The sequence below is a fragment of the Rothia similimucilaginosa genome (assembly GCF_029850985.2).
Lineage (GTDB): Bacteria > Actinomycetota > Actinomycetes > Actinomycetales > Micrococcaceae > Rothia.
Genome location: NZ_CM138149.1, coordinates 422,410 through 442,769, shown reverse-complemented (window position 1 = coordinate 442,769; position 20,360 = coordinate 422,410). Strand labels below are relative to the sequence as shown.

Sequence of the window (20,360 nt, the reverse complement as noted above, 5' to 3'; positions counted from 1 at the left end):
TTACTTCTTTCCGGTGGTGTTCGGGAAGAGGCCATCAGGACGGGAAGAACCGTCCCAGCTGAACAAGCTAACCTTGTTGTTAGCCTCGTAGACACCGGTGGACACGGGAGTCGGGCGACCCTCCATGTCGTTGAACGCATCGCCGTACATGCCGGGTCCGCCATCCACGCTCAGGGAGCAACCCATTTCCTCAAGGTTGTGGGCGTCCTCCATGTGAGCCTTCGGAATGACGTAACGCTCGTTGTACTTAGCGATAGCCATCAGGCGGTACATCTCGTACACCTGCTGACCGGTCATACCAACAGCCTGAGCAATCTCTTCGTTGCCTTCGCCACCGAGGTTGATATCACGCATGTACGAACGCATCGCAGCCAGGCGGCGCAGAACGTTAGTAATAACCTCAGTGTCGCCTGCGGTGAACAGCTCAGCAAGGTACTCAACCGGAATACGGAGAGACTCAATAGCACCGAACAGGTTGTTGCTGTTCTCCGCATCGTGGCCCTGCTCCTTGAGCAGGTCAACAATCGGAGACAGCGGGGGTACGTACCAAACCATGGGCATGGTGCGGTACTCGGGGTGCAGGGGCAGAGCCACCTTCCACTCCTTCGCCAGCTTGTACACGGGCGACTTCTGAGCCGCAGTAATCCACGCATCGGGGATGTCGTTCTTACGAGCCTGCTCAATCACAGCAGGATCCGAAGGATCAAGCATCAGCGACAGCTGAGCCTCGTAGAGGTCCTTCTCATCCTCAACCGAAGCAGCTTCAGTCACGCGGTCTGCGTCGTAGAGGAAGATGCCGATGTAGCGCATACGACCAACACAGGTCTCAGCACATACAGTCGGGATACCAGCCTCAATACGGGGGTAGCAGAAGGTACACTTCTCAGCCTTACCCGTCTTGTGGTTGAAGTACACCTTCTTGTAGGGGCAGCCGGTGATGCACTGACGCCAACCACGGCAACGGTCCTGGTCAACCAGCACGATACCGTCCTCAGCGCGCTTGTAGATAGCGCCGGAGGGGCAAGAAGCCATGCAGGAGGGGTTCAAGCAGTGCTCACAAATACGAGGCAGGTAGAACATGAAGGTCTGCTCGAACTCGAACTTAATCTTGTCCTCAGCCTTCTTACGAACCTTCTCCACCAGCGGGTCCAGATGACCGTACTCGGTCGCACCAGCCAGGTTGTCGTCCCAGTTCATACCCCACTCAACCTTGGTGTCCTCACCGGTGATGAGGGAGACCGGCTTAGCAGCCGGGAAATCATCACCCAGAGGAGCACTGGTCAGGTTCTGGTAGTCGTAGGTCCAGGGCTCGTAGTAGTCGTTCAGCTCGGGCTGAATCGGGGAAGCGAAAATCGTGAAGAGCTTCTGGAAGCGGTTACCGCTCTTGAGCTCCAGACGACCGCGCTTGTTCAGCACCCAGCCGCCCTTCCACTTCTCCTGATCCTCGTAACGGCGGGGGTAACCCTGACCGGGACGAGTCTCAACATTGTTGAACCAGACGTATTCGGTACCGGCTCGGTTCGTCCATGCCTGCTTACAGGTCACGGAGCAGGTGTGGCAGCCGATGCACTTATCGAGCGCCATCACCATAGCAACTTGTGCCATAACGCGCATTAGAAAGTTACCTCCTGGGACTTACGGCGACGGATGTACGAGACGATGTCTCGCTGGTTACCGGTCGGTCCAAGATAGTTGAAGGCGAACGCCTGGTGAGCGTAGCCACCAATCATGTGGGTGGGCTTCAGAAGAATACGGGTCACCGAGTTGTGAATACCACCGCGCTTACCGGTGACTTCAGACTTCGGGCTAACCATACGCTCCTGAGCGTGGTAAACGAAGCAGACGCCCTCGGGCATACGGTGCGAAACAACCGCACGGCCCACGAAGACACCGTTGGTGTTCACACACTCAATCCACTCGCCGTCCTTGACGCCAATCTTCTCAGCATCCTGCGGGCTCATCCATGCAGTCGGACCGCCACGGAACATGCTGAGCATGTAGTGGTTGTCGAAGTACTGCGAGTGAATTGCCCACTTATTGTGCGGGGTCAGGTAGCGAACAGCAACTGAAACACCGTCGGTAGTACCGAGCTCAGGCTCGTTGTACAGGCCAGTCATATCCAGCGGCGGACGGTAAATCGGCAGAGCCTCGCCCATTTCGTGCATCCAGTCATGGTCGAGGAAGAAGTGCATACGGCCGGTCAGAGTGTGGAACGGCTTCTTCTTCTCGATGTTGACGGTAAACGGAGCGTATCGGCGACCACCGGTCTCCGAACCGGACCACTCGGGGGAAGTCATCACGGGCTGCGGTGCGGCCTGGGTCATGGGGAAGGTAATACGACGTTCCTCGTTACCTTCTGCCAGGTCCATCAGGTGCAGACCGGTCTGCTTCTCGAGCTCCTTGAAGCCCTTAACAGCAACCTCACCGTTAGAGGTACCGGAAATCATGAGGATTGCTTCAGAAATCTTCACGTCGGTATCCAGTGCCGGACGGCCTGCGCCCTTACCGGAGTCCATCACACCGAATTCCTTAGCCATCTTCGCGACTTCGTCCTTCAGATCGTAAGTGATGAACTTGGTGGTGGCACCGAGCTTATCGAACAGCGGGCCAACGGTGGTGTACATATCGTACAGTGCGCCGTAGTCACGCTCGACGGTGACGAAGTTCGGCATGTTCTTGCCGGGCACGCCCACCATACCGGGGGTGTTCTTCCAGTCGGGTGCGTGACCGCCAGGCTGAGCAATCTGGCCGGGAGTGTCGTGCAGCAGCGGAACCGAAACGATGTCCTTGCGGACGCCGAGGTGCTTCTTAGCCAGGCGAGTGAACTCGTATGCCAGAGCCTTGAAGGTCTCGTGGTCGGTCTTTGCCTCCCACGGCGGATCAATTGCCGGGGAGAACGCGTGCAGGAACGGGTGCATATCGGTCGAGGAGATATCGTGCTTCTCGTACCAGGTAGCAGTCGGCAGAACGATGTCAGACAGCAGGGTCGAGGAGGTCATACGGAAGTCCGAGGTGACCAGCAGATCCAGCTTGCCCTGAGGTGCGTCGTCGACCCACTTCACTTCGTTCGGGTGCTTCTCCGAGTCGGAACCCTGAACGTTGTCCATGCTACCGACCAGGTGCTTCAGGAAGTAGCTCTCACCCTTAGCGGAGGAACCGAACAGGTTCGAACGCCACAGGGTCAGGGTACGAGGCCAGTTGATGGGGTTGTCGACGTCCTCAACGGAGAACTCCAAGTCACCGGAGTTCAGGCGCTGTGCAATGTAGTCCGCGTTCGAGGAAGCCTCGCCGCGTGCCACTGCCTGCTCTGCCTTATCAGCCAGTTCCAGCGAGTTCTCGGGGAACTGCGGGAAGAACGGCATCCAGCCCATGCGCACGGAGCGTGCCACAACGTCAGCAGTGTGAACATCGCGCAACTCACCCTTAGCCAGCGGGGACTGCAGGTAATCGGTGGAGTATGCATCCTGACGGAACTGGTCAGTGTGCATGTACCAGAAGCCGGTACCGATCATGTGACGCGGCGGACGGCTCCAGTCCAGAGCGTTAGCAATGTTGGTCAGACCAGTCAGCGGACGTGCCTTCTCCTGGCCCACGTAGTGAGCCCAACCGCCACCGTTACGGCCCTGGGAACCGGTCAGGTTCAGCAAGGCGAGGATAGCGCGGTAGGTGGTGTCAGCGTGGTACCACTGGCAGATACCTGCACCGAAGATAATCATGGAGCGGCCACCGGAATCCAGGGCGCTCTTAGCGAACTCGCGGGCAACGCGGATAACAGCCTCGGCGGGGACAGAAGTAATCTGCTCCTGCCATGCCGGGGTGTTCTGAACGTTCCAGTCCTCGTAGTCCTTAGCCCAGGTACCGGGCAGGCCCTCGCGGCCCACACCGTACTGTGCCAGCATGATGTCGAAGACAGTGGTGACTTCGTGGCCTTCAACGTATGCTACAGGCACACCGCGGGTAATGACGTCGCCGTGACCCTTCGGGTTATCGAAGGTCGGCATCTTAATCTCTGCAGCTGCTGTCTGGCCCTGGGGCAGGTCGCGAATCGACAGAATCGGCTTACGACCCTGCAGATCCAGGTTCCACCTGCCCTGGTCTTCCTGAGCGTAACGGTGACCCATGGTGCCGTTGGGCACGAAGACCTCACCGGTCTCGCGGTCCATCAGCACGGGCTTAAAGTCAGCGTTCGGCTGCTCAGCCTCACCAGCGAGCTTTGCTGCGGTCAGGAACTTGGAGGGGACCTTCACGCCGTCCTCACGGGTTTCCAGGGTGACCAGGAAGGGAAGGTCGGTGTATGTCAGGGAGAAGTCCTCGAAGAACTCGACACGCTGGTCGACGTAGTTCTCCTTGAGGATAACGTGGCCCATCGCCATAGCCAGTGCTGCGTCGGTACCTGCCTGGGCGGGCAGCCACTCGTCAGCGAACTTGGTGTTATCGGCGTAGTCGGGGCTCACGGTGACAACCTTGGTACCGCGGTAGCGGACCTCGGAGACCCAGTGAGCATCCGGGGTACGGGTCAGCGGAACGTTTGCACCCCACATGATGAGGTATGCAGCGTCCCACCAGTCGCCAGACTCGGGCACATCGGTCTGGTCGCCGAAGACCTGCGGGGAAGCCACGGGAAGGTCGGCGTACCAGTCGTAGAAGCTGGTCATCACGCCACCGGTCAGCTGGATGTAGCGAACACCCGCACTGAAGGAGGTCATGGACATTGCCGGAATCGGGGTGAAGCCGGTGTTACGGTCGGGGCCGTAGTACTTGATGGTGTGCACGTGAGCAGCCGCCATCAGCTCGAGAGCCTCAGCCCAGGTCGAGCGCACCAGACCACCCTTACCGCGTGCGTTCACGTAGCGTGCACGCTTGGCGGGGTCGGACACGATGGAGTGGAAGGCGTCCACGGGATCGTTATGGATTGCCTTCGCTTCGCGGTACATCTCCAGCAGGAGACCGCGAACGTAGGGGTATTTAACGCGAGTGGGAGAGTAGGTGTACCACGAGAATGATGCACCGCGGGGGCAACCACGGGGCTCGTACTCGGGGCGGTCGGGACCAACCGAGGGGTAGTCGGTTTCCTGTGCTTCCCAGGTGATAATGCCGTCCTTGACGTACACCTTCCAGGAGCAGGAGCCGGTGCAGTTCACGCCGTGGGTAGAGCGAACTTCCTTATCGTGGCTCCAACGGTCGCGGTAGAAGGCGTCACCTTCGCGGCCGCCTTCACGGAAGACGGCGCGGCCGTCTTCAGTCTCATCCCAGCGGGAGAAGAACTTACCGAACTTGATCAGCTGATCGGTAAGGGGGCCGTCCGGGCCCTTAATCTGTGATGCTTGTTCCATACTGCCCAATATATCGGAAATTTGGCATGGAAAATACGAGATAAAAACCTTGCCTAATTCATGCAAAATAAGGGTGTTTTAGACCGTAAGCCAGGCGGAAATTCCACCCTCAAGCATGTACACAGAACGCTCCTCCAGGGGCGCTATTTCACGAGCTGCCTCAACCGTTCGAGTGTATCCGGTGCAGTAAATAACGATTTCCTGGGCGTTTGTGGGAATTTTACGCTCAATCAGGGCCTTTAAACCACTATTTCGACTGGCCTCCAGCAACTCAGTCAGAGGAAGATTAATAGCGCCTTCAATAGCAAAAGCTTTGAATTCCACCTGCTCACGAACGTCCAAAAGGGCAATATTTTCATCCGATAACAGCTTTTTAAAGTCCTGGGCACTTATGGGACGAGGCATCGAATCCGTCGAAGAGCTAGCAAAATCCTGAGAAATATTACGAATTGTTACAGAATTTTTGGGCATATAACTCGTTTCTTGGGACAAAACGACACTTTTCTTAGGTACAGCTTGCACACTAGCCACAAGAGGTATATATTCCCACCTCCCACTTAACGCCGAATATAGGCCAACCTCACCCATGAGCGGCTCCCCCACCCCGGTCAGCAGCTTCACTGCCTCCATAGCCATAGCAGCACCCACCACACCAGCCATAGCACCCACCACACCAGCGGTACTACACGAAGGCACACTACCGGCAGCAGGAGCATGAGGGTACAAATCCTCATATACCGGACCGTGCCCCGCCCAAAACACACTCAACTGCGCATCGAAACCAAGAATCGCAGCCCACACATGCGCAATCCCAGCACGCGCAGCCGCCGCCGACACCACATAACGCGATTCAAAATTATCGCTACCATCCAGCACCAAATCAGCGTCAGACAAAAGCGCATCAACATTCGCCTCTGTCAAACGCTCACGCACCGGTACAACCTCAATAAAAGGATTTAGCGAGCGCAAAGACTCAGCGGCAGACTCAGCCTTAGAATTACCCACCCTGGCGTGCGTATGAATCACCTGGCGGTGCAGATTCGAATCATCCACGACGTCATCATCAACCACCACAATCTGACCGACACCAGCACCCGCCAGGTACAACAGCGCGGGAGCACCCAAACCACCAGCGCCCAACACCACAACACGTGCACCCTTGAGTGCCAGCTGAGCCTCATACCCCATTTCGGGCAGAATCAGCTGACGAGAGTAGAACGCACGCTCAGCGGCAGAGAGCTCGCTCGCGCTACGAGAGGTGTGAGAAGACATGGGGGGGGTTCCTCGCATCAAATAGTAGAGGTGGCTTGAACTTTATTAGGGATCCAAGCATCAAGGAGAATAAGCCTGCCCGAGAGAAATCCCCCTGACAGGCTTATATTCAGAATATTCAGAAGGCTAAGCAGGCGAAGTATCCACACCAACCCACTCGATGCTTCCATCGAGCAGTTCCTGTTCCTTCCAAATCGGCACACGAGCCTTCACCCGATCAGCCACCAGCTCGCAGGCATCAAATGCACGGCCACGGTGAGCCGCTGCCGCCATTACGGTCAGAGCCGACTCGCCAATAGCAATCGGACCCACACGGTGCACAGCCCACAGACGTACACCGTCCAGCTCGGTAGCAACCTCGGCGGCAACCTCCGCAATATACTCACGAGCCTGCGGATGCGCGCTATAGGACAACCCACGCACCGCGCTACCGTGATCATGGTTGCGCACAATGCCGTCAAAAATTACCAGGGCACCCATGGCATCAGTCATGACCTCAGCTTTAGCCGCCGCGTACAGCGGTTCCAGGGGCGCCTCCGTAATATCGGTGAACACCACGGTCGAGCCGCTCGGCTCGGCACCGTGCGCGCCCGAGTGGTCCAGTGATTCTTCGTTCTGCGACTTAGTGGTCATGGTAGTCCTCCATCTGACGGCAAATGTGCTCAACGAGCGGATCGAGGGTTGCCACGCCGTCCTTCACGCCACCGCGCGAACCGGGCAGAGTCATCACGAAGGTACGGTCAATCACGCCCGCCACGCCGCGTGAAAGCACCGCCGCGGGAACATTTTTCAGACCGTTCATCCAGAAGGCATGCATAATGCCGGGCACTTCCTTATCCAGGTGGGGGCGAACCGCCTCCACGGTCTGGTCGTCAGAGTTCAGACCGGTACCACCGCTGGTCAGAATGAACGTCGGCAGGTTACCGTTCTTCTTACCCTCGGCCACTAAGGCGTTGAAGTACTCGATAATATCGCGGTCTTCAATGACCACTGCGTCCGGGGTGTCAAAGCCGCGCGAGCGCAACCACTCCACAGCGATAGGGCCGGACTTATCCTCATATACGCCGCGGGCTGCGCGGGTGGAGGCGACAATAACCAGGCCGGTGAGGTTCTCCTGCATGGTGTAGTCTTCGCTACTCATTGGAATTCCTTTTCTATATCTGTCAGGTGACGGGGGGTGCGCCGCCGCAGCTTAGGAGTCCTTGCAGACGGACCAGTCGCCGGACTTGCCGCCGCTCTTCTCCAGAACACGAATGTCGGTGATGACGGCGTACTTATCGACTGCCTTGATCATATCGAAAACAGTCAGTGCCGCCGAGGAAACGGCGGTCAGTGCTTCCATCTCCACGCCGGTGACGCCACGGGTCTTCACTGAAGCCTCAATACGCACGAAGTCGGTGCCGCGCTCAAAGTCCACCGTAATCTTGCCCAGGGGCAGCGGGTGACAGAGGGGAATGATTTCCGGGGTGCGCTTAGCGCCCATGATGCCGGCAACACGTGCAACCGGAAGCGCATCACCCTTGGGAAGGTCAGCGTCAAAAATCATGGCGATAACGTCTTCGCGGGTGCGTACGATTGCCTCAGCCAGGGCAGTGCGGGTGGTGACCGACTTCTCCGTAACGTCCACCATGTGTGCTGAGCCGTCGGCGCGCACGTGGGTCAGTTCCTGGTTGGGCTGCGAGGTAGAGGTCATCGTTTCTCCTGGCTTCTGCGCGGTATTCTTCTGCCGCGAATCATTACTTAGTATGAGTCTCAATTATTCCTTGTCGTTCACGCAAGGAACAATGCGGGGGGGGTATTTCGCTAGTGATCGGTGAGGCGAATACGGTGGTAGGGTACTGCCTCTCCCCCGGTGTAGGTAGTTCCGGGTGCCAGCTCAATGAGCACATCTGCTTGTGCTGCGCGGTGCAGCAGATGCGAGCCTGAGAGGACGTCCGGATAGAGCTCCACCCGGTAGGTTCCGGGCTCGACCTCGACCATGGCGAGGGTGCCGCGCAGGAACTGGCGCTTGGTCGCCGGAGCGGTAAGCGGGGTTTCGGTGACGAGCACGCCTCGCGGTGCGTTATTCAAGGTCGCTTGTTCGGAGGCAACCGCGTAGGGCACACCGTAGGGGCCGCCGGCACGCAAGTAAGGGCGCAGAATTAGCGCGTACGAGATGAGCGTGCTCACTGGGTTTCCGGGGAAGGAAATCATGGGCACACGGTGCCCCTTGAAGTCGAGCAGGTTCACGCCTTGGGGGCCGCCGGGCTGTTGGCTGACGTGTCCAAACCAAGAGACGGGCACCAGAATGTCCGCTTCGTGCACCTTGGCGATGGCGTTGCGGACCACCTCATACTTGCCGTGGCTGATACCACCCGAGGTGATGATGATGTCCGGTTTGAAGCTTTCGTATTCTGCCGTGAGGCGGTGCAGTAGCTCAATAGGGTCATCACCGATAGCAATACGGCGTACTTGAGCGCCATCTTCGCGGAGCATAGCAGTGAGCATGGGGCCATTGGCGTCAAAAATCTGGCCTTGAGCGAGTTCCTGAGTGGTGGCGTTTCCATCTTCTTCAACGCCGGAGAGAATCTCATCGCCGCCAGTGCACACGAGCACACGGGGACCCGCCGCGACGGTCAGGCGTGCGTATCCCTGGGAGGCTAGCGCACCAAGCAGAGCGGGAGTAATGCGTTCACCGGCGCGTGCAAGGACCTGGCCAGTGACGACATCTTCGCCGCGGCGGCGCACGAATTGTCCGGGTTTACCGGGAGCAAGTTTGACCTTTTCACTGGAGCGGCCAAAGGATTCGGGTAGATTGGGGTATTCGATGCGTTCGGACTGTTCAACAGGGATGACTGCGTCGTATCCCTTGGGGATGGGTGCGCCGGTCATGATCGGGTAGGTCAGGTCGTCAGAGGATCGGGAACGCTGGAGGGGGCGTCCGGCGGGAATTTCGCGCCCGACGGTGAAGATGCGGTCTTCGCGGTCTGCAGCTTCGGCGGTGAGTGCGTAGCCGTCCATTTGGGAGTTGTCGAAGCTGGGTACATCCATGCGTGCGGTGATGTCTTGGGCGAGGATGCGTCCTGCCGCGTGGTAGAGGGGAACCGTTTCTGCGGTGCCGATGAAGACTTCACGCAGCAGTAGCGCCAGGTAGGCGCGGTATTCCTCGGTGCTGGGGGTTCCGTTGAATTCGGGGGAAATCATGGCGATTCCAATCGTGCGGCGGTGGTTATGACTAGTGTAGGTGTGTTTTTGTGGGCTGGTAAATGCAGTTTTGCCTAAGGACCGGTGTGTGTCGGGTGGCGTGCGGTGCAAGCGGCGGAGCAGCTTATCGAGTGCTTTCGCGTAGTTTTTTTAGAGCGCGAATTAGGCCGAGGACCCCGAAGATTCCCAAGTAGAGGCTAATGAGAATCAGGGCGCTTCCGAGGGCGCTGGGAATGTCGCTGCTGTTAATGGCTAGGTCGATGGCCAGGGGTATAGTTTGGGTTTTACCTTGGACGTTACCAGCGAAGGTGACGGTTGCACCGTATTCGCCGAGCGCTCGGGCGAAGGAGAGCAGGAATGCGGTAACGAGACCGGGAGCGGCGAGGGGTAGTAGCACTTTGAAGGTGATTTCTGCGGGTTTAGCGCCTTCAACGAGGGCAATTTCTTCGTATTCGCGGGGAATAGCCTGCAGGGTGGTGACCGCGGTGGCAACGAAGAAGGGTAGGGCGACGAAGACCTGGGCGATAATTACCGCGTTGGGGGTGAAGGGGATGGAGATTCCTGCCTGGTAGAGGTAGGTGCCAATCATGCCTTTGCGTCCCCAGAAGAAGAGTAGCCCGAGGCCGGAGACCACCGGGGAGAGAATGACCGGGGTGTAGATGATGGCGTAGAGCACCGACCCAAACCGGTGTAGCCGTGAGCGGTTGAGCACTTTGGAGAGCACAAGCGCCAGAGGCGCACCGAGAAGCCCGCAGATGAGGGTGGAGGCGGCGGCGGTGCTAAGGGAGAGATTCGCCGCCCCGAGCACCTGCGGGGTGAAGATACTACCGAGCTGGCTCCAGGGGATGTTAAGGAAGAGCCCGAGGAGCGGTCCGGCAATGAGAAAAATACCCAGCGACGCCGGAACCAGGGAGAGCACAGGCACGGAGGCGAAGAGTCTGCTTCCGGGTGTGCGTGAGGTTCCGGCATTGCGATGGGTAGCGGTGGTGTCTGTCATGGGTGATGAGACTCGGGTTGTTCCCTACTGAGTTGAATTACTTTGCGGTGCTGAAGCCGTACTCGGTGAGAATCTTCTTCGCCTCGTCGGAATTCTTCAACCATTCGTTGAACTTCTTCGCGGTCTCGGAGGAGGAGCCGGTCTTGCTCAGCGCTGCGGGGTATTCGTTGCGTTCCACGTCGGTTAGTTCGACCGAGCCGAGGTTGGCGCCCTTCTTCTTGGCTGCGGCGAGGTCAGTGGTGTAGATGAAGCCCGCATCGGCGTTGCCGGTGGTGACCTTGGTTGCTACGTCGGTGACCTTACTTTCGGTGGTTGCGTTCTTGAGGGTAATGTCGTGCTTCTTCAGTTCCTGGTGGGCGATGGTGCCGCAGGGAACATCTTCTTTGCAGATGGCGACGACACCTTCGGTGGTCTTGAGGTCTTCGAGGCTGTTGATTTTGCCGGGGTTACCTTCGGCGGTGACGAGCACGAGCTTATTGGTGACCAGAACGTTGGTTTCGGAATCGGAGAACTGGTCGAGCTTCTTTGCCTTGTCCATGTTCTTGGTGTCTGCGGTAATGAGCAGGTCGGGGGTTGCACCCTGCTCGATCTGGTTGACGAGCTTTGCGGAGCCTTCGTAGACGAAGGTGATGTCTACGCCGGGGTTGGCGGCTTCATACGCCTTTTCGAGGTCTGCACCGGCGTTGTTCAGGGAGGCTGCGGCAAAGACCTCAATCTTGCCGGAGGCAGTCTGGCTGGTCGTTGCAGATGCGGAGGAGGAGCCCTGGGTGGCGCCGCATCCGGTGAGGGCGAGGGTTGCAGCAGCGAGCGCACTGAGAGCTGCGAGGGGGGTCTTCATGAAATTTGTTTCCTTAGTGGTTCGTACTCTTGCGGTGGTGAGGTGTTTCCCCGTCCGGGCTCTGTGCGAGGTTTTGCGTACGTCCCTAGCTTGTACGTGTTGTTTTCCTCGTGATGGTCTGCGGTGGCGCAGTTGTAACTTACCTTGCACACACTATGTACCGGGCGCCGGAACATGGAATAATCATATTGTCACCTGAAATATGCAAATTTTCCACATAGGTTTTACATGGCGTACACGGCAAATTCGGCCTCTTCTGAGCTCATTGCGGGCCCAATGTTAAGCACCTTATCTTCTGCGGAGGATAATGGGGCTGCTTTTGTGACGCCCAAAAAATCTGAGAGTGGCGTCAAGGTACAGCGTAAGCTCCCGAATATTACGAATAGCGGTCCGCTCTTGGACCGTTGGGGTCGTGTGGCGACTGATCTTCGTATCTCTCTGACCGATAAATGTAATCTTCGTTGCATTTATTGCATGCCGGCGGATGGTTTACAGTGGCTCCCGAAGGAGAATCTGCTCTCCGCCGAGGAGATTGCGCGCCTTGCCGACATTGCGATTACTGAGCTGGGCGTTGAGGAGATCCGCTTTACCGGTGGCGAGCCGCTGGTGCGCGCCGATTTAGTGGATATTATTTCCCGCATCCATCAGGCGCATCCGGATGTTCCGCTTGCTATTACGACGAACGGTATTGGTTTGGAGAAGCGTGCCTCCGCGCTGGCGGAGGCTGGTCTGACTCGTATCAATGTTTCTCTGGATACGATTTGCCGTGAGACCTTTGCCGAGCTGACCCGCCGAGATAAGCTCGACGCCGTGCTCAAGGGTATTGACGGTGCAGCGGAAGCTGGCCTGTGGCCCATCAAGATTAATGCTGTGCTGATGCCGGGTCTGAATGATGACCAGGCTCCGGAGCTTCTGCGCTGGGCGTTGGCGGGCGGCTATCAGCTGCGTTTCATTGAGCAGATGCCGTTGGACGCTGATAACCGTTGGACCCGTGAGGGCACGATTACTGCCGCTGAAATTCGCGAGAAACTCTCGGCTGAGTACGTTCTGGGTTCGGTGGCGGAGGCGCGTGGCGACTCCCCCGCCCAGCTGTGGGAGGTATACCCGCTCGGTACTGCCCTGGATGAGGCTGGCTTCCCGGCTGACGATACCGAGTCGCTGGGGCGTGTGGGTATTATTGCCTCGGTGACGGAGTCGTTCTGCAATGCGTGCACACGCACCCGCCTGACGGCGGACGGTAAGATTCGCTCCTGTTTGTTCTCCGACACCGAGACCGATTTGATGCAGCTTCTGCGTTCTGGTGCCAACGATAAGCAGCTAGCTCTGCGTTGGCGTGAGGGCATGTGGTTTAAGCCGCGCGCCCACGGTAAAGAAGACGCTGACTTCGATATTGAGGAGTTCGCTAAGGCGAGCCGCTCGATGAGCGCTATTGGTGGCTAGAAAAACCGCTGATTCATCAACCGAAGGTGCCGGATAAGGCTTTTTACCGGCATCTTGCACCCGTGATTTTCGGCTGTTCCCTGACTTAGGATTGAGGAGCATTATGCAGGTTCAATTTTTTGCTGCCGCACGTTCAGCGGCGGGTATCGCGCAGCTGTCGGTGCCCCTGGCGCAGCTGTCGTCTGCGACTCTTGGTGCGCTGATTGAGTATCTGGGTCAGAGTTTGGAGGGTACGACCCCTTCGGGTCTGACTCTTGCGCAGGTGATGGAGCAGTGCTCGTTCCTGGTCAATGGTGCCCGTTCGGATACTCAGGCGCCCCTACAGGATGCCGATCGTGTGGACGTTCTGCCTCCCTTTGCGGGTGGATAATGCGGGCGGATAAGATGCCCGGTTCTGTACTTCCCGCTGAGGGCGATTTTTCATGCGCCGCAGTCGTTGTCGCCGGAGGCGCTTCTCGCCGCCTGAACCACGTGCCGAAGGCATCCTTGTCTGATGGTACGAGCACTCTGCTGGATTGTGCTCTGAAGGCGGTGGCCGCCGCATCCCCACGCGTGGTGGTGGGCCCTGAGAGCTTGCCATTGCCGTCGGGGGTGTTACGTACTCGTGAGGATCCGCCGTTTTCCGGGCCTGCCGCGGCGATTCATGCCGGTTTGGAGTGTATTGCGGCCGATTGTGAGCGCTCGCAGATTCCTGTGCCCGACTGGTGTCTGATTTTGGGTGTGGATACTCCGCGTATTGCCCCGGCGGTTCAGCAACTAATCACTGCGGCGCAGAGTGTCGAGCAGGCTTATGCAGAACAGTCAGCTCTCTCCCTCACTGATTCTGAAACATCGGCAGGTTTCTGGGGGGTTTCTGAGGGTATCTATCAGCCGCTGGTTGGTATTTACCGTTTTGGGGCGATTCGCTCGGTGTTTTCGGCCGGCACCACCGACGCTTCTGTTCGTTCTTTTTTGCGTCGTCTGAACCCTACTGCGGTTCAGATGTCTGCCGCTGATACCGCCGATGTTGATACGTGGGAGCAGGCGCAGGCGCTGGGTTATACGACGTCGCTCTGGTCAAGCTATTAGCAGCTGAGATACCGCAGTGTGATATTAGGGTCTGACTACGAGTACCCTAGGTGATAAGTCTTGGCTTTAGATGCCGTGTACATGTAGCGTTTTTGAGCTCGCGCGCTGTTGCGCGTCCCGCACACACTTTTACGAGGTACGATGTCTCACCATATTCCTTCTGTTTCGTGGCAGCAGGCCCGCCAGATTTTGCATGAGCAGGGCCTGGAGATTGCTCACCATGTGAAGACGGAGTCTTTACCGCTGCTGGCGACGATTGGCCACTATTTGGCGGATGATGTTTATTCGATGATGCCGGTGCCCCACTACAGCTCTTCGGCGATGGACGGTTACGCTGTGGCGGGTACGCCTCCGTGGCGTCTGGTGACCCCGGCGTATCCGGAGGATTCTCGCGCAAATATTCACCGTCTGACAGTTCCTATTGCACCGGGGGAAGCCACCCCGATTCTGACGGGTGGGTTGATTCCTGAGGGTACTGAGGCAATTGTGCGCGAGGAGCATTCGCGCCTGTATGAGGGTGCGGAGGCTTCGTCTCGCCCTGGTGTAGCTGCTCATTTGGAGACTCAGTCCAGTATTCATTACCTGGATATGGCGGAGGGTTTTGAGACTCCGGCTCCTGGTACTGATATTCGCCATGCTGGTGTTGAGTTGGAACGTGGCGAGTTGTTGGCGCGCCATGGTGACCGTATTTCTGCGCGTATGGCGGCGTTTTTGGGCATGAATGGTTTTGATGAGTTGCCGGTGTACGCCCCGATTCCGGTGCGTTGTGCGTTTACGGGTAACGAGGTTATTACCTTTGGTGTGCCTGCGCCGGGGCAGGTGCGTGATGCTTTTGGCGGCTTTATGGAGCATGCGATTATTTCTGCAGGCTGTGAGGCACGCCCTTCAACTCGTTTGGCGGATGTTGAGTCTGAGTTCCGCACGTTCTTAGCTACATCTACGGCTCGTGTGCTGGTGTTTACAGGCGGGTCAAGCACCTCGGGTGTTGATTTGGTGCGTAAGGTGCTCAACGATATGGGTGCGACATACCTGTTTGAGTCAGTGGATGTGCGTCCGGGTCATCCTGCTTTGGCCGCGCGCTTGCAGGTTCCGGAGACGGGCCCAAATTCTGGTCGTGAGCGTTTTGTGTTGGGTCTGCCGGGTAATCCTTTGGCAGCATACACGGCTTTGTATTCGTATTTGCCACCGCTTTTGGCTGGTATGAGGGACATGTCCCTACCGGAGCTGGATTCGGCTGTTTTGGGTGAGCCGGTTGATACTTTGCGTAAGCCAGCGGGGGTTCGTCTGTTACCGGTGTTGGTGCGTGATGGTGTGGCGTATCCTCTACCGAAGTCAGCATCGCATATGTTGTCATCGTTGGCAGCAGCTACTCATTGTGCGGTGTTGGATGATTCTTCGGTCTGCGGTTCTGCCCATGAGGTGGGGGCTCGAGTGCCGATTATTCCGGTACTGTAGACCGGGGTTGCCAACCGATGGGGTGGAAGGCACAGTAGAAAAGCGCTTTTTCATGTTTTCTGGGCTCAGGTAGATTCTGTGGAGAGGGTATAGTAGAGAGATATGTCAATCGTTTAGCACACCGAAGGGAGCCCCTGTGGCTAAGCCCAAACTCAGCGATGTTGCAGCCCGCGCAGGTGTCTCTCCCACCACTGTATCCCGCGTCCTCAATAATCGCGGCTACCTCAGCGAAAGCACCCGCTCCAAGGTCCACGAGGCAATGCGGGAACTCGGCTACCGACCCAACGCCATCGCCCGCAGCCTGCAGGGTCAGCGCTCGCAGATGGTGGGCCTCATCTTCCCCACGGTCGCGAACCCCTTCTACGGGGAGATGGTGTACCGCCTCGAAAGTTACCTTGCCGAGGCAGGCTACCGCGTCATTCTCTGCAATAGCGATGACCACCCTGAGCAGGAAAAGCGCTACTTGGAGATGCTTTTCTCCAACCAGGTGGACGGCATTATCAGCGGCGCGCACTCTGACGCACTGGTGAATATTCCGCACGCCCAGGCTCCCTTGGTGACCGTGGACCGCCTCGAAAGCGGTTTTTACCCGAATATCCGCTCCGATAACTACGGAGGCGCTCGCGCCGCCACGGAGCATCTGATTGCCACGGGTGCGCAGAATATCGTGCACGTGACGTCGACTCTGGGTGAGCACAATAAGCGTCAGCGCGGATACCGTGAGGCAATGCTCGAAGCCGGACTCATGCCGGAGTTCCTGGAGCTGGGTTTCCGCCCCTCCCTGGGCATTAAGCGTGAGGTGCTCTACCGCTACCTCGACGAACGCGCCGATAGCCCGGAGCCGGTGGATGCGGTCTTCGCCTCCAACGATAATTACGCCGCGTTGGCGCTGGGCTGGGCGCGCGCACGCGGTATTCGCGTTCCTGAGGATTTCCAGGTGATTGGCTACGACGGCACGCAGAGCGTTCAGCTGCTCATGCCGGAGTTGGCGACCGTGGTTCAGCCGATTGAGGGTATTGCGAAGCGTACCGCGCAGCGTCTACTGGAGCTCATTGAGCTACAGCAGGAGGAATCTTCAGAGAAGACCGCTCCCCCAATTACCCAACCCGAGGACGTACTCCCCGTTGAGCTGCATTTGGGGGCGACGGTGCGTTCTATCCCGAATCTGGATCAGATTCAGCCTGATACCTCTGCCCCGGACGAGCTCCAATAAGAGGCTCCTCTTCTGACAATAAAAATCCGCCCCACCGTGCGAGTGCTCACGGTGGGGCGGATTTTTCATATACATTTATCGGTTCTGCGCGCGTCCGGAAGTTTAGGAGGTGCGCTGCACAATCTCGGTGGGACCGGTGCCGGGGTAGACCATGCCGACGGCGTGTGCCTTGGAGAAGATTCCGTGGAGCGGGCCGAGGGAGAAGAATCCGCGGCGCTCGTAGAGGCGGGCACTGTCGTAGGTCGATGCTTCGAGGTAGGCGGGGTAGTCGCCGATGCGTTCGGTACCGTAGTCGAGTAGCTGGGAGCCAATGCCCCGGCCTCGATACTCTTCGAGAACACCAATGTTGAAGAGGTACCAGTGCTTGTACGCGGGGCGGTACTTGAGCAGGTGTAGCTCCATCATGACTGCCCGTAGCAGGCTCTTACAACCGAGGGCCTTGTAGTAGGCGCCAATCTGCTTGAGTTCGTTCAGGAAGGAACCTTCGTGGGATTCGGGGGTGCTCCAGAGGCAGACGCCTACGATCTTGCCGGTGGATTCTTCGATGCCGATATCGATGCGGCCACGGTCGGAAAAGTTGCCGTAGACCTGAAGGGTCATGATGGCGCGGAGCCTGGCGAGTTCCTGTCGGCGGCTACCGCCTGCGATGACTGCCATCATGGCGGGATCCCCGTCGAATGCGGCAATCAGTACTTCGAGCGCTTCGGCATATTCATGAGGCTCGGCGGTGCGGACGGTATAGGAAGCTGAGGTCATATTCACCCTTTACAAAAGCTTGAAACTATACATAAATATTAGCTGGATTATTCACTCCTGGCTAATAGATTGTGCCTTATCAAGACATTTTTCATGACCATGCACCATTGTGCGCTAGCTAATATTGCACCATTATGCATAATTTTTACGCATATTTATTCACGCACTTTTTTCACGCTTTTGCAGGAAAAATTGAACACCCCGCACCAGCTCTAGGAAGAGCGGTACGGGGTGTACATCACATTGAGGTTATCTACTCACTAAGAGTGCAGACTATGCGTTAGCCTTTGCCTTCAGTGCAACCTTCAGGAGCGAATCTGCGTTGGTGACAGATGCGCCCGAAGCCTGGACATCTTCAACCGAAGCAGCAGCCTTCTTGGCGTTGGTGATCACCATGGGGGTTGCCAGCGGGTAGCCAGCCGCCTTGATGGCGGGGATATCAAACTCAGCGATGACGTCGCCGCGCTTGACGGTATCACCCTTAGCAACCTTGGGCTCGAAGTGCTTGCCGTCGAGCTCCACGGTGTCCATACCGATGTGCATCAGCAGATCCAGGCCGTCTTCGGTGCGCAGACCGTATGCGTGGCCGGTGGGGAATGCAACGGTGATCTTGCCGTCAGCCGGTGCGTAGAGCTTACCTTCGGTGGGCTCCACTGCGGTGCCTGCACCCAGTGCGCCGGAGGAGAAGGTGGGATCCTTGACGTCAGCCAGCAGAACCACGGAACCGACCATGTGGGAACCGATTTCGACGCTCTCGCCAGCCTCAGATGCTACAGCGGCGGCGGGAGCTGCGGCAGCAGCTACGGTGGCAACGGGAGCGGCTGCAGCGGGTGCCTCAGCTTCCTCAGTGTTGCCGGCTTCGACCTTCTTACCCCAGATGAAGGAGGCAACGAAGGCGATGACGGTGGTCAGGACGAGGCAGCCCAAGAAGCCCGGGATACCGGCGCCGACGGTTGCTTCAATCGAGGGGAAGCCAAGGTAACCAGCAGCGCCCAGCTTACCTGCCTTAATTCCAAGGATAGAGGTAACCATCGAGCCAATACCCGCGGAAACGATTGCGATGTAGAAGGGCCAGCGCAGAGCCAGGTTCACACCGAACATTGCGGGCTCGGTAATGCCCAGGAATGCGGAGGGTGCGGCTGCCGAAGCAATACCCTTAATCTTCTTGTTCTTGGTGGTCAGTGCGACACCGGCTGCGGCAGCACCCTGAGCCACGTTAGACATGGAAGCAACGACGAAGATGAAGGAACCGCCGGTTGCCCACAGGCTCATCTCGATGGGCGGGAATGCCTGGTGCATACCGGTCATCACGATGAATGCGTAGAAGGTACCGAAAATCAGACCACCCAGCGGACCGGCAACGGTGTAGAGCCAGTTGATACCTTCACCCAGCCAGGTACCCAGCTGGAACATCGGCGGGCCGACCAGCAGGAAGGTCAGGAAGCCGGTGATGAGGATGGTGAGGGTCGGGGTGAAGATGAAGTCGATGGTGCCCTTGAGGATCTTATGGAAGAACTTCTCAATGTGGGAGAGGATGAAGGCAACCAGCATGATGGGCAGCACGGTGCCCTGGTAGCCCGCCTGCTGAACCTGCAGACCGAAGAGGTTCCAGTACTTCATGGGGTCGGTACCCTCGGCACCTGCCAGGGATGCTGCGACGTTGTAGCCGTTCATCAGTGCCGGGGAGACCATTGCGGCACCCATGGTCAGACCGAGGTAGGGGTTACCGCCGAAGACCTTGGTGGCGGAGAAGCCAACCAGCACGGGCAGGAAGGCGAAGGGAGCAGCGGAGAGCAGGTTGACAATGTCTGCAAAGTCAGCCCATTCGGGGAAAAGTTCAATAACAGCCTGAGGACCGAAAATACCCTTAGAGGTCAGGAGGCTATTGAGCGCCATCAGCATACCGCCGCCGACCAGCACCGGGATCAGCGGCACGAAGATGTCGGCAATGGTCTTGATGAAGCGGGAGACAATGTTACCCTGCTTCGCAGCGATGCTCTTGAGGTCATCCTTGGATGCCTCGGGTGCGCCAGCGGCAATCAGGTGCTTGTGCACCTCGTTGACGTCGCCGGGGCCAACGATGATCTGGAACTGGCCAGCGTTGAGGAAGCTACCCTTGAGGTCCTCGTCGTTGTCGATTGCTGCCTGGTCGACCTTGTCCTGGTTCTTCAGGACGAGGCGAAGGCGGGTTGCGCAGTGTGCGGCTGCAAGAATGTTGCCGACGCCACCGACGTCCTTCAGCACGCGCTGTGCCACTGACTTGTGGTCCACGCTCGCTCTCCTTTGTTTGGAGCACCACCGGATGATGCTTTGTGAATGAGTTGGGGCGATATGTCTGTGTGTGCATGTCATGCATATGTCATACGTTTGACATATCGAATGTAAAACATGGTATCACGGGAAAGTTCTTAAAAGCGAGAGCCCACCCTCCACACGGAGAGTAGGCTTTTATGCTTATGCAATAGCCAGCAATATCTCTTCACGCTATTTTTCTAAAGACAAATCATTATCCTCCCATATTTTTACTGTCTCCAACCTAGGTCTCTGTTAGAATAGAGACATCAATTTACACGGAGGTGCAACGATGCGTCATATTTTTAAGGTACTTGCTACACTCGGATTTTTTATTGGTATCTGCATATCGCCAGCTCAAGCGGTATGGATTCCTCCCACTACGTGGAACGACGTACGTTCCACTCAGTACCACATGGGCTATAACTTGGGGCCTGGCCGAGGATGGGTTCTTAGTGGCGGTTACAGCGCCTGTATGGACCGTTATGGGTACATCTCTCACTACGGAGTGTA

Annotated in this window: 16 protein-coding genes; 5 read left to right on the top strand and 11 right to left on the bottom strand. The window is 57.6% G+C overall.

The genetic code is table 11. From position 1 onward, the window contains the following. The 9 genes from narH to modA all read right to left on the bottom strand — a co-directional run bounded on the left by narH (nucleotide 1) and on the right by modA (nucleotide 11,623). Nucleotides 1-1,614: a nitrate reductase subunit beta gene (gene narH, locus QFX07_RS01905; protein ID WP_279741310.1), complete on the bottom strand. Its 1,614-nt coding sequence runs from the start codon at nucleotides 1,612-1,614 to the stop codon at nucleotides 1-3. Beyond that, nucleotides 1,614-5,333, bottom strand: coding sequence for a nitrate reductase subunit alpha (locus QFX07_RS01900; protein ID WP_279754875.1), 3,720 nt, complete (start codon nucleotides 5,331-5,333; stop codon nucleotides 1,614-1,616). The genes narH and QFX07_RS01900 overlap by 1 nt, the downstream gene beginning before the upstream one ends. 78 nt (nucleotides 5,334-5,411) lie before the next feature. Next, nucleotides 5,412-6,605: a ThiF family adenylyltransferase gene (locus QFX07_RS01895; RefSeq protein WP_279754874.1), complete on the bottom strand. Its 1,194-nt coding sequence runs from the start codon at nucleotides 6,603-6,605 to the stop codon at nucleotides 5,412-5,414. Between the two features lie 126 nt (nucleotides 6,606-6,731). Further along, nucleotides 6,732-7,238, bottom strand: a complete 507-nt coding sequence (locus QFX07_RS01890; RefSeq protein ID WP_279741314.1) for a molybdenum cofactor biosynthesis protein MoaE — start codon at nucleotides 7,236-7,238, stop codon at nucleotides 6,732-6,734. Further along, on the bottom strand, nucleotides 7,228-7,746 hold the full coding sequence (locus QFX07_RS01885) for a MogA/MoaB family molybdenum cofactor biosynthesis protein (RefSeq protein ID WP_279741316.1): 519 nt from the start codon (nucleotides 7,744-7,746) through the stop codon (nucleotides 7,228-7,230). Before QFX07_RS01885 ends, QFX07_RS01890 begins: the two co-directional genes overlap by 11 nt. 51 nt (nucleotides 7,747-7,797) lie before the next feature. Further along, nucleotides 7,798-8,298, bottom strand: a complete 501-nt coding sequence (gene moaC, locus QFX07_RS01880; protein ID WP_279741317.1) for a cyclic pyranopterin monophosphate synthase MoaC — start codon at nucleotides 8,296-8,298, stop codon at nucleotides 7,798-7,800. A 110-nt stretch (nucleotides 8,299-8,408) separates the two neighbouring features. Next, nucleotides 8,409-9,788 (bottom strand): molybdopterin molybdotransferase MoeA, encoded by a 1,380-nt coding sequence (locus QFX07_RS01875; protein WP_279754873.1) that lies wholly within the window; start codon nucleotides 9,786-9,788, stop codon nucleotides 8,409-8,411. Between the two features lie 124 nt (nucleotides 9,789-9,912). Beyond that, nucleotides 9,913-10,785: an ABC transporter permease gene (locus QFX07_RS01870; RefSeq protein WP_279791162.1), complete on the bottom strand. Its 873-nt coding sequence runs from the start codon at nucleotides 10,783-10,785 to the stop codon at nucleotides 9,913-9,915. A gap of 37 nt (nucleotides 10,786-10,822) precedes the next feature. Beyond that, nucleotides 10,823-11,623 (bottom strand): molybdate ABC transporter substrate-binding protein, encoded by an 801-nt coding sequence (gene modA, locus QFX07_RS01865; RefSeq protein ID WP_279754871.1) that lies wholly within the window; start codon nucleotides 11,621-11,623, stop codon nucleotides 10,823-10,825. Nucleotides 11,624-11,851: 228 nt separating this feature from the next. On the opposite strand from modA, the gene moaA reads away from it, so the two are divergent. The 5 genes from moaA to QFX07_RS01840 all read left to right on the top strand — a co-directional run bounded on the left by moaA (nucleotide 11,852) and on the right by QFX07_RS01840 (nucleotide 16,799). After that, nucleotides 11,852-13,063, top strand: coding sequence for a GTP 3',8-cyclase MoaA (gene moaA, locus QFX07_RS01860; RefSeq protein ID WP_279741324.1), 1,212 nt, complete (start codon nucleotides 11,852-11,854; stop codon nucleotides 13,061-13,063). Nucleotides 13,064-13,166: 103 nt separating this feature from the next. Beyond that, nucleotides 13,167-13,433 carry a MoaD/ThiS family protein gene (locus QFX07_RS01855; RefSeq protein ID WP_279754870.1) on the top strand — a complete coding sequence of 89 codons (267 nt, stop codon included), beginning with the start codon at nucleotides 13,167-13,169 and terminating at the stop codon, nucleotides 13,431-13,433. Continuing rightward, complete coding sequence (gene mobA, locus QFX07_RS01850; protein ID WP_279741327.1) at nucleotides 13,433-14,131, top strand: molybdenum cofactor guanylyltransferase; 699 nt, start codon at nucleotides 13,433-13,435, stop codon at nucleotides 14,129-14,131. Before QFX07_RS01855 ends, mobA begins: the two co-directional genes overlap by 1 nt. Nucleotides 14,132-14,272: 141 nt before the next feature. Continuing rightward, nucleotides 14,273-15,586: a molybdopterin molybdotransferase MoeA gene (locus tag QFX07_RS01845; protein WP_279754869.1), complete on the top strand. Its 1,314-nt coding sequence runs from the start codon at nucleotides 14,273-14,275 to the stop codon at nucleotides 15,584-15,586. Between the two features lie 136 nt (nucleotides 15,587-15,722). Next, on the top strand, nucleotides 15,723-16,799 hold the full coding sequence (locus QFX07_RS01840) for a LacI family DNA-binding transcriptional regulator (protein ID WP_279754868.1): 1,077 nt from the start codon (nucleotides 15,723-15,725) through the stop codon (nucleotides 16,797-16,799). A gap of 102 nt (nucleotides 16,800-16,901) precedes the next feature. Here the strand turns inward: QFX07_RS01840 and QFX07_RS01835 are convergent, their stop codons facing one another. Further along, nucleotides 16,902-17,555, bottom strand: coding sequence for a GNAT family N-acetyltransferase (locus QFX07_RS01835; protein WP_070846809.1), 654 nt, complete (start codon nucleotides 17,553-17,555; stop codon nucleotides 16,902-16,904). A gap of 273 nt (nucleotides 17,556-17,828) precedes the next feature. After that, on the bottom strand, nucleotides 17,829-19,826 hold the full coding sequence (locus QFX07_RS01830; protein WP_279754865.1) for a glucose PTS transporter subunit IIA: 1,998 nt from the start codon (nucleotides 19,824-19,826) through the stop codon (nucleotides 17,829-17,831). Between the last annotated feature and the right edge of the window lie 534 nt (nucleotides 19,827-20,360).